General features: G+C 40.3%; 17 protein-coding genes and 1 pseudogene. 8 read left to right on the plus strand and 10 right to left on the minus strand.

All coding sequences use genetic code 11. From position 1 onward, the window contains the following. Positions 1 to 110: 110 nt before the first annotated feature. The 5 genes and pseudogenes from AC3ZVC_RS00105 to fabL all read right to left on the minus strand — a co-directional run bounded on the left by AC3ZVC_RS00105 (position 111) and on the right by fabL (position 4744). Positions 111 to 1859, minus strand: a complete 1749-nt coding sequence (locus AC3ZVC_RS00105; RefSeq protein WP_490065721.1) for an ABC transporter ATP-binding protein — start codon at positions 1857 to 1859, stop codon at positions 111 to 113. A gap of 233 nt (positions 1860 to 2092) precedes the next feature. Beyond that, positions 2093 to 2622, minus strand: a pseudogene (gene ntdP, locus AC3ZVC_RS00110) (nucleoside tri-diphosphate phosphatase). A gap of 323 nt (positions 2623 to 2945) precedes the next feature. Further along, positions 2946 to 3197: a YgaB family protein gene (locus tag AC3ZVC_RS00115; protein WP_490065722.1), complete on the minus strand. Its 252-nt coding sequence runs from the start codon at positions 3195 to 3197 to the stop codon at positions 2946 to 2948. Positions 3198 to 3706: 509 nt separating this feature from the next. Then, positions 3707 to 3907: a gamma-type small acid-soluble spore protein gene (locus tag AC3ZVC_RS00120; RefSeq protein WP_144542318.1), complete on the minus strand. Its 201-nt coding sequence runs from the start codon at positions 3905 to 3907 to the stop codon at positions 3707 to 3709. An 87-nt stretch (positions 3908 to 3994) separates the two neighbouring features. Continuing rightward, a complete protein-coding gene (gene fabL / locus AC3ZVC_RS00125) occupies positions 3995 to 4744 on the minus strand; it encodes an enoyl-[acyl-carrier-protein] reductase FabL (RefSeq protein WP_490065723.1) in 750 nt (249 codons plus the stop codon). A gap of 176 nt (positions 4745 to 4920) precedes the next feature. Here fabL and AC3ZVC_RS00130 point away from each other — a divergent pair, with 176 nt between their 5' ends. Continuing rightward, entirely contained in the window at positions 4921 to 5145 is a 225-nt protein-coding gene (locus AC3ZVC_RS00130) for a hypothetical protein (protein ID WP_214726024.1), read from the plus strand. Positions 5146 to 5182: 37 nt separating this feature from the next. Here the strand turns inward: AC3ZVC_RS00130 and mutY are convergent, their stop codons facing one another. Then, positions 5183 to 6274 carry an A/G-specific adenine glycosylase gene (gene mutY, locus AC3ZVC_RS00135; RefSeq protein ID WP_490068764.1) on the minus strand — a complete coding sequence of 364 codons (1092 nt, stop codon included), beginning with the start codon at positions 6272 to 6274 and terminating at the stop codon, positions 5183 to 5185. Positions 6275 to 6328: 54 nt separating this feature from the next. Then, positions 6329 to 6640: a hypothetical protein gene (locus tag AC3ZVC_RS00140; protein WP_490065724.1), complete on the minus strand. Its 312-nt coding sequence runs from the start codon at positions 6638 to 6640 to the stop codon at positions 6329 to 6331. A gap of 275 nt (positions 6641 to 6915) precedes the next feature. On the opposite strand from AC3ZVC_RS00140, the gene AC3ZVC_RS00145 reads away from it, so the two are divergent. Next, positions 6916 to 7896 carry a metal-dependent hydrolase gene (locus tag AC3ZVC_RS00145; protein ID WP_490065725.1) on the plus strand — a complete coding sequence of 327 codons (981 nt, stop codon included), beginning with the start codon at positions 6916 to 6918 and terminating at the stop codon, positions 7894 to 7896. Between the two features lie 59 nt (positions 7897 to 7955). Here AC3ZVC_RS00145 and AC3ZVC_RS00150 read toward each other — a convergent pair whose 3' ends face one another. Next, on the minus strand, positions 7956 to 8225 hold the full coding sequence (locus tag AC3ZVC_RS00150; protein ID WP_490065726.1) for a YfhJ family protein: 270 nt from the start codon (positions 8223 to 8225) through the stop codon (positions 7956 to 7958). Between the two features lie 129 nt (positions 8226 to 8354). On the opposite strand from AC3ZVC_RS00150, the gene AC3ZVC_RS00155 reads away from it, so the two are divergent. Then, complete coding sequence (locus tag AC3ZVC_RS00155) at positions 8355 to 8525, plus strand: small, acid-soluble spore protein K (RefSeq protein ID WP_490065727.1); 171 nt, start codon at positions 8355 to 8357, stop codon at positions 8523 to 8525. A 19-nt stretch (positions 8526 to 8544) separates the two neighbouring features. Further along, positions 8545 to 8703 carry a YpzG family protein gene (locus AC3ZVC_RS00160; protein WP_009335831.1) on the plus strand — a complete coding sequence of 53 codons (159 nt, stop codon included), beginning with the start codon at positions 8545 to 8547 and terminating at the stop codon, positions 8701 to 8703. A 21-nt stretch (positions 8704 to 8724) separates the two neighbouring features. On the opposite strand, the gene AC3ZVC_RS00165 is transcribed toward AC3ZVC_RS00160, so the two are convergent. After that, positions 8725 to 9054, minus strand: coding sequence for a YfhH family protein (locus tag AC3ZVC_RS00165; protein WP_490065728.1), 330 nt, complete (start codon positions 9052 to 9054; stop codon positions 8725 to 8727). 224 nt (positions 9055 to 9278) lie between these two features. Here AC3ZVC_RS00165 and AC3ZVC_RS00170 point away from each other — a divergent pair, with 224 nt between their 5' ends. Next, on the plus strand, positions 9279 to 9956 hold the full coding sequence (locus AC3ZVC_RS00170; RefSeq protein WP_490065729.1) for an SDR family NAD(P)-dependent oxidoreductase: 678 nt from the start codon (positions 9279 to 9281) through the stop codon (positions 9954 to 9956). A gap of 25 nt (positions 9957 to 9981) precedes the next feature. Here the strand turns inward: AC3ZVC_RS00170 and recX are convergent, their stop codons facing one another. Further along, positions 9982 to 10791 carry a recombination regulator RecX gene (gene recX / locus AC3ZVC_RS00175; protein WP_490065730.1) on the minus strand — a complete coding sequence of 270 codons (810 nt, stop codon included), beginning with the start codon at positions 10789 to 10791 and terminating at the stop codon, positions 9982 to 9984. Positions 10792 to 10892: 101 nt separating this feature from the next. Here recX and AC3ZVC_RS00180 point away from each other — a divergent pair, with 101 nt between their 5' ends. The 3 genes from AC3ZVC_RS00180 to AC3ZVC_RS00190 all read left to right on the plus strand — a co-directional run bounded on the left by AC3ZVC_RS00180 (position 10893) and on the right by AC3ZVC_RS00190 (position 12326). Then, complete coding sequence (locus AC3ZVC_RS00180) at positions 10893 to 11798, plus strand: TIGR01777 family oxidoreductase (RefSeq protein WP_490065731.1); 906 nt, start codon at positions 10893 to 10895, stop codon at positions 11796 to 11798. Positions 11799 to 11921: 123 nt separating this feature from the next. After that, complete coding sequence (locus AC3ZVC_RS00185) at positions 11922 to 12047, plus strand: YfhE family protein (RefSeq protein ID WP_144542305.1); 126 nt, start codon at positions 11922 to 11924, stop codon at positions 12045 to 12047. Between the two features lie 90 nt (positions 12048 to 12137). Next, positions 12138 to 12326: a YfhD family protein gene (locus AC3ZVC_RS00190; RefSeq protein WP_490065732.1), complete on the plus strand. Its 189-nt coding sequence runs from the start codon at positions 12138 to 12140 to the stop codon at positions 12324 to 12326. Positions 12327 to 12401 lie beyond the last annotated feature (75 nt).

Consider the following 12401-nt stretch of genomic DNA (forward strand, 5'->3'; position numbering starts at 1 on the left):
CTTAATGACAGTTTTTTACTACTTAAAATATTGTTACACTATAGCAATTTAACGCACTACCATAAAAGAGTACAAAAAAAGCAGGCTCTCTTTAGAGCCAGCTTTTAGTCCTAATGTTCAAGCTGCTGAACTTGGAATAGCTTATAATAATTTCCATGTTTTTTCATTAATTCTTCATGGCTTCCCGCTTCCGAAATTTCTCCATGCTCTATTAGGATAATTCGATCAGCATGGGTGATCGTGGAAAGACGATGTGCCACGATAAAGGTCGTACGATCCTTTGCCAATTTTTCCAAAGCTTCCTGTATCAGATGCTCACTCTCAAGGTCTAAAGCAGAAGTCGCTTCATCCAAAACTAGGATAGGCGGATTCTTCAAAAAGATTCTCGCAATGGCAATCCGCTGCTTCTGTCCCCCCGATAGTTTGACACCGCGTTCTCCGACCTTTGTTTCATACCCATCAGTCAAATTCATAATAAACTCGTGTGCATTGGCAGCTTTGGCAGCTTCGACCACTTCTTCATCTGTTGCTTCTGGCTTGCCAAGGAGAATATTTGTTTTTACTGATTCACTAAACAAGATATTATCCTGGAGCACCATACCGATTTTATCGCGCAGGCTTCTAACTTTAAAGGAACGAATGTCCGTGCCATCAAGCAGAACTCTTCCTTCGGTTACATCATAAAACCTCGGGATCAGGCCGACCAATGAAGACTTTCCGCCGCCGCTCATTCCAACAAGCGCAATCGTTTCCCCTTCCTTTACATCAAGTGATATACCTTTTAATACAGAAGCTTCATTCTCATTGTATGAAAAGCTTACATTTTCGAACTGAATATGGCCTTTCACATCCCGGCATTCAATGGCATCAGGCGCGTCATCTATATCGTATTCCTCATCTATCAATTCGAAAACCCGGTCCATGGAGGCGATCGATTGGGTTAAAGTTGTCGATGAATTTACAAGCCTTCTGAGAGGGCTGTATAACCTGTCGATATAGGCAATAAACGCCATCATCACACCAAGTGAGATTTCACCCTGAATTACCTGATAACCTGAATAGCCAATAACAAGAAGCGGTGAAACATCAGTAATCGTATTAACTACAGCGAATGCCTTTGCATTCCATTTTGTATGGTCAATCGCTTTCGTCAGAAAGTTTTTATTTTGTGCATCAAATTGGGTTTGTTCATAATCTTCAATGGCAAAGCTTTTCACCACAGCCATCCCCTGGACCCGTTCATGCAAATATCCCTGGACTTCCGCCAAAGCCTGTGAGCGGGCTCTCGTCAGCTTTCTGAGATTTCCGAAAAAGTATTTAACTGAAAAAGCATAAAACGGAAATAAAAGCAGCGACACAATCGTCAAGGTAACATCCATATTTAGCATGATCACAACAGCGATTAAGATAGTCGCCACATCAAGCCAAAGATTCATTAGCCCGGTTACAACAAAGGTCTTGGTCTGCTCTACATCATTAATAACCCTTGAGATAACTTCCCCCGTTCGGTTATTAGCGTAAAACTTAAAGCTCAGCTTTTGAATATGCGTAAAAAGCTTATCACGGATATCAAATAAAATTTTGCTTGCCACCCACTGGGCAAAATATTGCCGGTAATACTCAATCGGCGGCCGTGCAACGACAAACACCGCGATCATGATGCCCATAACGATTAAAAGTGTATTTGTTTTGTCGCTCTGGCTTAATGCCTCATTGCCGATAATATCATCAATTACATACTTGATCAGAAGCGGAATCAAAAGCGGAATAGCAAACTTAATAATGCCAATTATGATGGTTCCGATAATCTGAAGGCGATACGGCTTTACAAATTTTAAATATCTTTTTATACTGTCCAACCTGCTCGCTCCCCCTCTCTATCTAATACAGCTTTAATATTATCGTTAAAATAAAAGCTGATTCATTGATATCTACTTGTTTTCGTTGAAAAATGGAGCAAATCTCCCCAAATGGACAGTTATTTTCTTAAAATTACCCCTAATCCCAGCAAACATGCAAAAATAAGGCCAAAAATAAAAACCTGCTGACCCGAGGTCCAACAGGCGTTATTTTGGCAATTTTACCACTTTTTTTAGCGTCTGTAAGTTAAGTATCGTTCATACCATATATCAATAAAATCCGGTGCAAAAGGGCCCTTTCTCTGGCGATCCAATGGATGAGGTTGTCCACATTGGATTTTAGGATGCTGTCAATTACATCGGGATAATTCATTTCCTGACGGTGCCGTTCATACTCATCTTCGTCCAATAGATTAAACGTCATATCCGGAAAAACCTTAATGTCCAGATCATAGTCAATATACTTTAACGCTTCTCCGTCAAAAATAAATGGCGAGCTTATGTTACAGTAGTAATAAACTCCGTCTTCCCGAATCATTCCTATCACATTAAACCAGTGCTGGGAATGAAAATAACAAATGGCTGGCTCTCTTGTAACCCACGTTCTTCCGTCAGATTCTGTTACAATCGTCCGGTCATTACCGCCAATCACTAAATTTTGTGTCCCCTTTAATACGGTTGTTTCCTCCCAGACGCGGTGGATATGCCCATTATGTTTATAGCTGTGAATTTGCATTGGTTCGCCTTCTATGGGTACCGCCATTTTTTTCCCCTACTTTCCTATTCCGGAAGCTTTGCAACCTGTAAAAAAATTTCTGCGCATTTTTAAGCGCCATCTCCTCCATGCCGAAGCTTAACATATACAGCATGTTTTCAATAATATACATAGACAAAAGGCAACAAAGTACGATTCCTGTTTTCTACTATTATAACGGTAAAAGGAAAATTTTAAAACAAAAGAGCCATTGAAATGTATCAACGGCTGCCAAAAAAGGATATAATAGCTGAATTTAAACGTTTTTAAATCACTTAATTGTTTATCATATGATGCCGAATTATAGTCAAATAGAGCTTAGAGCTTCTCATTTAAACGGTTACATTTACCTCCTGGTAGGAGCGGATCACCTCTTCGGTCTGTTCCTCAAAAATACTGTGAATCTCTTTCAGCTCAGTTTTCATCCTTGCAATTTCGTACTGGACACTTTCCAGTTCCGTTTCCTGCTGGATAGCTTTAAGTTCTTCCTCAATCTCCTGGCATCTTTCCAATTCACTTTGCAGATAAAGAAGCTTTTCCATCGTTTTCATTTGCTCTGACACCAAACTGTTAAAGTTTTTCATGATCGTTTCACCGTCCCATTTATTTTTCCTAGTATGTACTATTCGCTGCCCCTTCTTACAACCCTTTGACTACTTATGTTGACTTTATGGAAGTTTTGTCGATTCCTCTTTTTCTTTGGAAAACTGGAATCGTTTGATTACCAGTATTGATTATACGAGGAGTGATTATGATGAATTTTTATTGGACGTTGATATGTTTACTATTATTCTTATGGCTCATGGTTTCCACTTTTTATTTAGAACCTGTTTGGTGGTCTATTTATTCATCAGACCGCTCAACGCATACTCCCTTAATTGAGCAAATTTCATTGAATAATGTTACTCTATTTGTGCTTATTTCTTTAGCATTTCATTACGCTTTGCGCAAAATGGGCGTATAGCTCTAATGCCCCCTATTAAACCAAACTACCAAGTGTTCCGGTTTAAGGATAAAATAGAATCGTTTTACAAAAAAAGAAACCGCCCATTCCAAATGAAGGGCGGTTTCAATTAAGTACAGCTAATTTTAATTAGCGGCTTTGACGGCCAGCGTTTTGGCCTTTTTTAGCTTCAGCTTGCTGGTTTTGCTGTCTTACTTCAGCAGCGTTAGTTTCGCTGGCAAATTCAGTACCGAATTGTCCTTGGCCAGCTTGCCCTGCAGATTGAGCGTTTTGTTGTCTTACTTCTTGAACGTTAGTTCCAGCTTGAGTTTGGTTTGGTTGTTTAGCCATTGTAATCACCTCCACGCTCATTAATTTAACCCGGCGAGGAGGAAACTATCCTACTTTTTTAAAAACCAAAAATATCCAATTATTATTTTAAACCAGCAGTGAAATACCTCCATCCACAATAATAGTTTGGCCGCGGATCATGCTTGATTCTTCGCCAATTAGGAACATTACTGTATTTACCATGTCTTCAATTTCAACCATACGTCCCGCGGGAGTTTTGGTCTTTGCTTCTTCAAGCAGCTCTGCACGATTAGGAAAATGCTTTAATGCTTCTGTATCAACCGCACCGCCTGAAACAGCATTAACAATAATATTTTTAGGTGCTAATTCAACTGCCAAATAGCGTGTGAGTGCTTCTAAAGCTGCTTTAGAAACACCGACTGTCGTGTAATTTTCAAGATAGCGGATCGATCCCAATGAGCTGATGCTTACTATTCTTCCGCCTTCGTTTTTCTCCATTAGCTTTGCTGCTTCCTGCGCACAAAATAATAAAGCTTTACTGTTAATATTCATGGTCCAATCCCAATGGGTTTCTTCCAATTCCATCGCTGGACGCAAAACACCTGAAGCTGCGTTATTCACAAAAACATCCAGCCTTCCAAATTCGCGTTCAATTTCCTGAAAAAGCCCTTTAATTTTTTCCACATCGCCAACATTTGCTTTTACCACCAGCACCTTTCTTCCCAGTGCTTCTATTTCGGCGGCAGTCTCATTGGCAGCCGATTTGCTGCGTGCATAATTGATGACAATATTATAGCCTTCCTTTGCAAGCCTGATGGCTGTTGCTTTTCCAATTCCTCGGCTGCTTCCTGTTATAAGCGCTACTTTTTGTTTCATGATTCATTTCCTTTCTTTTATGTATTCCTTTATCTAATCTGTTTAAGGATTGATATTCCGGGAATTTTAAAATACATCCCCTGTTTCGCTTATCATTTTAGCTTTTTCCATGTATAGATGGCAATTCGGATTAAAACACTATCATTAATTAAATCGAGATGAAAGGAAGATAGTATATGTATGTTGGCCGTGATATGACCGAGCTTTCCATGATGCCAAAAACTGACTGGAAGGATAGCGAACTTGCTTTTTACCATCATTCATTTCAGCAAATCATGCCCTATTTGAATTCAGAAGGACAAACCATTCACAGAGAAATAGTCGAAGAAATTGAGAGCCGTGGCGGGCTTAAAAGGCAGGAAGCCGATTATACCCATGGAACACGTGTAAGCTACGATTGAGCGAAATTTTTTTTAAGGGGGATATCCCCCCTTTTTTCTATGCCTCACTATTCAAAAACTGCTGGAACATCTTCTGGTGTGAAACCGGAAAAGGGAATTCTCTAATTTCATCAAGGGTAACCAATTTTAAATCGGCTTCTTCTTTTACAAGTGAAATAATTTTCCCTTTGTAAACATTAATGTTCCATGTTAAGTGGGAAAAAACATGCTCGATCTGGCCTGTCATTTCATCAATCTCGATTTCAGCACTATATTGCGTGTGAAAGGCATCCTTCATTTGCTCTTTTTCACTTACATATGCAAGATTTATCTCAACCATCGGAAACTCCCAAAGATTTGCAAGGAGGCCCTTTTCCGGCCGTTTATGAATTAAGATTCTCCCCTGATCATCTGCGAGGACCGCCGCTGCCAATTGTACATTACGCTGCTTCTTGGTTTTCGTTTTCACAGGCAGCTCATGCTGAGTCCCTTCATGAAAGGCGGTACAATGATCCCTGACAGGACATAATAAGCAGGAAGGTGACGTCGGTGTGCAGATTAAAGCTCCAAGCTCCATCAGCGCCTGATTGAAATGGGATGGATTTTCGTGTGAAATCAGTTTTCGGACCGCAGCTTCAAAAACCTTTCTTGTCGATGGCTTTGCGATATCGTCCCAAATGGAAAGAATACGGGAAAGGACACGCATAACATTTCCATCTACTGCTGGTTCGGGAATACCGTAAGCGATACTTAAAATAGCTCCTGCTGTATAGGGTCCCACTCCTTTTAATGAGGAGATTTCTTTGGGGGTGTCCGGGACTTTTCCGCCATATTTTCCATGTACTTCCCGGACAGCGGACTGCAGGTTTCTTGCCCTTGAATAATAGCCCAAACCTTCCCAGGCCTTTAATACCTTCTCTTCTTCCGCTTCAGATAGATCTTTTATCGTGGGAAACTGCTCAATAAAACGGTTGAAATAAGGAATGACGGTATCGACTCTGGTTTGCTGCAGCATAATTTCTGAAACCCAAACCTTGTAAGGATCCTGATCCTTTCTCCATGGAAGGTCCCTTTGTTCTGCTTGAAACCAGCTTAACAAATCATCCTGAAAACCTTTTATATCAATTGAATCAATATTGTTTTTGCTTATTTCTTTCAATTTTTGCTCCTCCTGATGTTAAACAATCGGAAATATGGGAATATATTAGTACAGTTGCTTTTTTAGAGCCCAGCAATCCATTTTGGCTAATCCGCCACAAATAAATGGATCCAAACTGCCAAATACAATGTGCTTTTTGGATTTGCGAAGTTTTTTCAAAGCAAAGTAATGGGACTCAGTTGGAACAATAAAGGATTCAATAATCATGTACGAATCCTCATCATAGTGAGAGATATTAATTTCTGCCGCATCATAGGCAGGCAGCATATCAATCACATTTGACATCACTTTCTGATACTGGGAAAACGAGGAGTTTTTCACTTCATATTGCACAATCATTTGAACATTTTGTTTCATTTTAAGCAACTCCTTTAAAGGTACCCATAATTAGCTGTTAATACAAGAATTTTGTTGATACACTTTAGAAAAGAGAGAGCGCCTTGGTTCAACGGAACGCAGACTTAAACAGCCGCGCCCTCCCAAAACTAACGCCTTCAGTCGTTCGATGTATTTTGCTGCGGAGGGACTTCCCAAGACCTCAAGGGTTACACTCTGCAGATAGACAGTTAACAAAATTCAAATTCACACATTCTTACTTAAATCATGTTCCCAAGGAAGGAGGTACTTTCCTCTTGGATACTGGCACACATGTAGTAATGGGGCTGGCGATTGGCGGCATTGCCACTCTGGATCCAGTTGTTGCACAAAGTTCTGTTACAGCAACCAGCGTTATGATTGGAGCCATCGTCGGTTCACAAATACCAGATATAGATACAGTATTAAAGCTTAGAAATAACGCCGTTTATATACGCAACCACAGGGGAATTACCCATTCCATCCCAGCTGTACTGCTATGGCCGCTGGTGATATTAGCGGTTATTTATCCGTTTTTTCCGGAAGCAAATTTGCTTCATCTTTGGATTTGGACATTTCTGGCCGTTTTCCTGCATGTATTTGTCGACATTTTTAATGCATATGGAACACAGGCGTTAAGGCCCTTTTCGTCGAAATGGGTCGCATTGGGTGTCATTAACACGTTTGACCCGTTTATTTTCGGGGTTCATGTTGTCGGTTTATTTATTTGGGCATTTGGTGCCCATCCCGGATATATATTTTTAGTCATATACGGAATAATAGTGGTGTACTATCTGCTGCGTTTTGCAGCCCAAAGAAGCGTCGTGGAAGCTGTAAAGGCCATCATTCCAGATGCAACTGAAATCATTATTGCCCCCACCATGAGATTTAGCCACTGGCGGGTTGCGGTAATGAGCAAGCAGCAGTTTTTCGTAGGACGCGCTGTTAAAAATCACGTCCGGATTCTCGATCAATTCAATCGGGTTCCCGTTCCTGAAACCCCGGTGCTTGAAGCAGCAAAGAAAGATAAGAACCTCTCTGCATTCTTATCCTTCTCTCCTGTTTACCGCTGGGAAGTGGATGAATATGATGATTATTATGAAGTGCGTTTCATTGATCTGCGTTATCGAAGCAATGGCCATTACCCATTCGTAGCTGTTGTCCAGCTGGATCGGGAATTAACCATCCAATCTTCCTACACAGGCTGGATTTTCAGTGAAGAAAAACTGCGTAAAAAACTGGATATTATTCCTGGTTAATCAGGAAATGCGCTGGAACTAAATTTAAACCGGCTGCCCTCAGAAAGGCAGCCGGTTTTTTAATTAAGTTTATTTATATCCTGCTCGAGCAGATGTTTATATTTTGGATTATTAGCCACAAATTCATGGAGCCTGCTGCCGTAATTTTCTACCCATTGCCTTACAATCCGCTCCGTCATTTCTTTGCCTTTATATTCTCTGCCGGCTTTGGCATAGGTTGCTTCAAAATCCTCCCAAAGAAGTTCAATCCATGTTTGGGCCTGGCTTGCTGACAGCTTATCATTTTTTTCCAATAAAAGTTCATAAAGCTTTTGCTGGTATTCATTCATAAATATCACCTCATTACCATTTATTAAAGGCCGTTAATTATCATAGCCTGTCAAACAAAAACAAATAATAGTACTACGTGATTAGCACCAAAGCTGGTCACGCTCTTATTCCGGTTTAGGAGGCTGCTTATGCGCAATAAAGCGAGAAATTTTCCAAATCAAAATAACAATAAATTGGAGGGTGAGCCGCGGGCTAAAGCGGAGTACGCTTCACGCCGGGCTGATGGCACCATCAATACACACCCTCAGGAACGGATGAGAGCTTCATCAAACCGTGAGAGTGATACACCTGAATTTTAAAATTCGAGGAGGCTTGGTTATGGGAAACAGCAAAAACTTTTTTGGCGACAATCCGTATTCCAGTCCATTTACTTCACCGCATTTTAGGCCAAAGCGTGCGCATTCTCAAGTAAATGGCGAAACCCAGCAAACTCAAGACCTCATCATTTTAAAACGACAGATTCGTAAAAATTCTTAAAAACCAGAAAGAGGATGTTTATCATCCTCTTTCTTCTAATTTTTTAAGCATAGATATCGGCAAAGCCTCTTCCCCCTTGCTTCCATTCAACCTAAATCCCCAAGCAAATACTCCATTCATATATTCAATCTTAAAATAAACTCCTGGATCCCCTTCAATTTGATATAATTCCCTTGGCTTAAAATCATCCGGATTGAGCAGATAGGACTTAGCCATTATCACTTTTCGCTCCAGTACCGCAAACTCATTCACCATACCCATTTGTTCTGCTTTCCTGGCTTTTTCATTCAGGCTGGCGATTTCCTGCTGCAATTCATATGTCGTCATTGTGCTATATCTTTTCTCCTGCATAACGATCCCTCTTACTTTCTTTAGATAATTAAATCCTGTTTGGAACACTCTAACCTATAGAGGATTTATTATTTATAAAACTTTTCTACATAGTTAAGTATATGGGAAAAAACATGGTTAGAAAAGACTGTAGCTATCATACCTAAAGCCTCCGATAAGAATTACACTGCCAATTTTGCTAAAATGATTTTTATAGAATAGTTCTCAAAAGGAGTGATACAAATATGAAATCCCTTATAGTTACGGGTGCTGGTTCAGGATTAGGAAGGGAGCTTGCATTATTATACGCCAAACAAGGCTTCCATATCATTTTGACGGGACGGACACTCGAGAAACTGAAGAAAGTGGAAAGGGAAATACAAGATGCCGGCGGAAGCGCCCAACCCTTTACTGTTGATGTAACGAAGCTGGTGGAAGTCCGCCAATTTATAAAGGATGCAGCCGGAAGCATTCCACTCTTCGGCTTGATTAATAATGCCGGTGTTGGCCACTTCGGACCATTTGAAGAAATGAAAGAAAAAGAAATAAGTGAAATGCTTGATACAAATGTGCTCGGCACCATTTATATGTCACAGGCAATTTTGCCTTATTTAAAAGATAGAAACGAAGGATTGCTGATGAATATTATATCCACGGCCGGGTTAAAAGGAAAGGTGAATGAAGCTGGATATGTCGCAAGTAAATTTGCAGTACGAGGGCTCACGGAGAGCCTGCAGAAAGAGCTTGAGGAGACAAATATCAAGGTGAAAGCCGTATATATGGGCGGCATGGACACACCTTTCTGGGATGAAAGCGAGCATATCAAGGATAAATCAAAGCTGCGCTCTCCTAAGGAAGTAGCACAGATGATTATAGAAAGCAATGAGGAAGATGCAATTGTGATTGAATCTAACAGAAAATAACACATGGCTTTATGCCATGTGTTTCTTATATTTCCTCGTCTTCCCTTAGGTACTGCTCAATTAAATCAAATGAAAATCCTTTGCGGAATAAGGTTTGTTTCATTTTTTGCCTATATTCAAATTCAGGCAGCTTTGTATATTTTCTCTTGGCTTTTTCTGCCTGGAATTTTAAAGCTGCCATCTCTTCGTCTTCTTCTTTTTCAAGCTCTGTTTCCGCGATGGCTGCTTGAATAATTCCAAAGTTAAACCCTTTGCGCATCAGCATTTGTTCCAATTTTTGCTTGATTATCTTTGATGAATCACGGGAGAGTTTTTGTGCCTGTTTACCACAAAGCTTTATTGCTGTATTGAGCTCAGTTTCCCAAGGATACTCCTCCAATGCTTCTTCAATTAATTTTGAAGAAATTCCTTTTTCTCTGAGTTCGTTGCGGATTAATCCTTTACCTTTATCTGAAGTATTCATTTGTGTACGCACGAAAGCCTTTGCGAATTCTTCATCGTTTAAAAATTTATAGTCATATAATTTGTGTATAACTTCCTGTATGACAAGTTCTTCAACTTCTTTTTCAGCTAAATGTTTGCGGACTTCTGTTTCTGAGCGCATCCTTCTGGATAAATACTGAATAGCAGTATTATAGGCTTTGCGTATATCATCCTTATAGCCAATTTCGCTTAGTGCGAACTCATCGAGCTCCAGCCCTTTTTTCAGCTGGTGTTTTATTAAAACATCTTCATCCACACTAAACGCGTATTCTTCACCGTTGCCATAATCCATATATATATTGTAGCGGTCTGTTTTCTTTTTCTGAACAGTGATTTTTGTAATAATCGGCATTTTCTCCACCTCTTTTTTACTGTAACACATTTAAAAAAGGTTTTAGAAAGAAAACGTCGTAAGATGTAAGAAAGTATTGCCACTTGAAAGGGGAATTTCCCATGAGAATAGCCATAACAGGAGGCACCGGTTTTGTTGGAAGCGCCTTGGTAAAAAAATTATTGCAGAATGGACACGAACTTTTGATTTTAACAAGAAATGCTGTTAATAAACAAAATTCCAAAAACCTTCAATATGTACAGTGGCTGAATAAAGATGATTCACCGGAAGATGAGCTTGAAGGAATAGATGTGTTTATAAACCTGGCAGGGGAGTCTATTAACAGCGGCAGGTGGACAGAGGAACGCAAGAAGCGTATCTTCAACAGCCGGATTACAGCAACTAAGGAAGTACTGCGAATCATAAGCCGTTTGGCAGAAAAGCCCTATACATTAATTAACGCAAGTGCAGTCGGATATTACGGGACTTCAGAAAATGAAACTTTTACTGAAGCATCAAAAAAATCAGGCTCTGACTTCTTATCTGAGACAGTAAGGCGCTGGGAAATCGAAGCCTCCAAAGCTGAAGAATGGGATGTCCGTACAATTTTCTGCCGCTTTGGCATTATTCTCGATAGAAATGAAGGTGCCCTTCCGCGAATGGCCCTCCCCTATAAATTATTTTCGGGGGGTACAGTCGGATCTGGCAGTCAATGGGTTTCATGGATCCATTTGAATGATGTTGTCAGCGGGATTCTATTTTGCATAGAGAAAGAACAGCTCCAAGGGGCGGTTAATTTCACTTCGCCCAATCCAGTTACAATGAAGGAATTTGGCAAGATTCTTGGAGAGGTTCTTCATCGTCCGCACTGGCTTCCTGCTCCAGACTTCGCTTTAAAAATAGTCCTGGGTGAAATGAGCACCCTTGTATTAGAGGGGCAAAATGTGCTGCCGGAGAAACTGACAGCATACGGATATGAATTTTTATTTAAGAGCCTAAAGCCAGCATTAGCTGATATATACTCATAATTGGATTGTTGGAAATTTTGATTAAGCAGCAAAATCCATTTTCCGCATAATCTCCGGTATCAATTCTTTCAAATAAGGGAAAAATAAGGAAAGTCGGAAAGCATATTTGAAAGGATGAGCAAAATGGACAAAAAGAAAAAAGACAAATCAAAAAGTACATTATCCAGCATGCAGGAAGTAACCTATTCCAGAGAATTCAAAAGAGCGGACAAAGCCGGCGGATTTGCCGGAAGGCAGCCAAAACATTAATTACCATCTATACAGCTCTTAAAATGGCACAAGATAAAAGTACGGGAGCAATCAGTTTCCGTACTTTTATTGTTGAAAGGGGTTTTCATAATGGGCCGTGCACATGGACATAAAACTCGTGACCGAAACAAAGCATCACTTCCACAAGTACCAAAGAACATGAAATCGGATGGTTTAGACGTCGAATTCGACCGCGATCTAGCCGATCACGATGATCTCGAGGCAATGGCACGTTCCAAGGCTGCTGACCAGCGTGCTAAAAGCAAACAAAAACGCTAAGCGGCCATTCATAAGCTTCCCTCATGGAAGAAGCTCTTTTTCAGCTATAAAAAAGAAGCAGGGCAATGTGTCCCT

It is taken from the genome of Cytobacillus sp. C11.1, assembly GCF_058145115.1.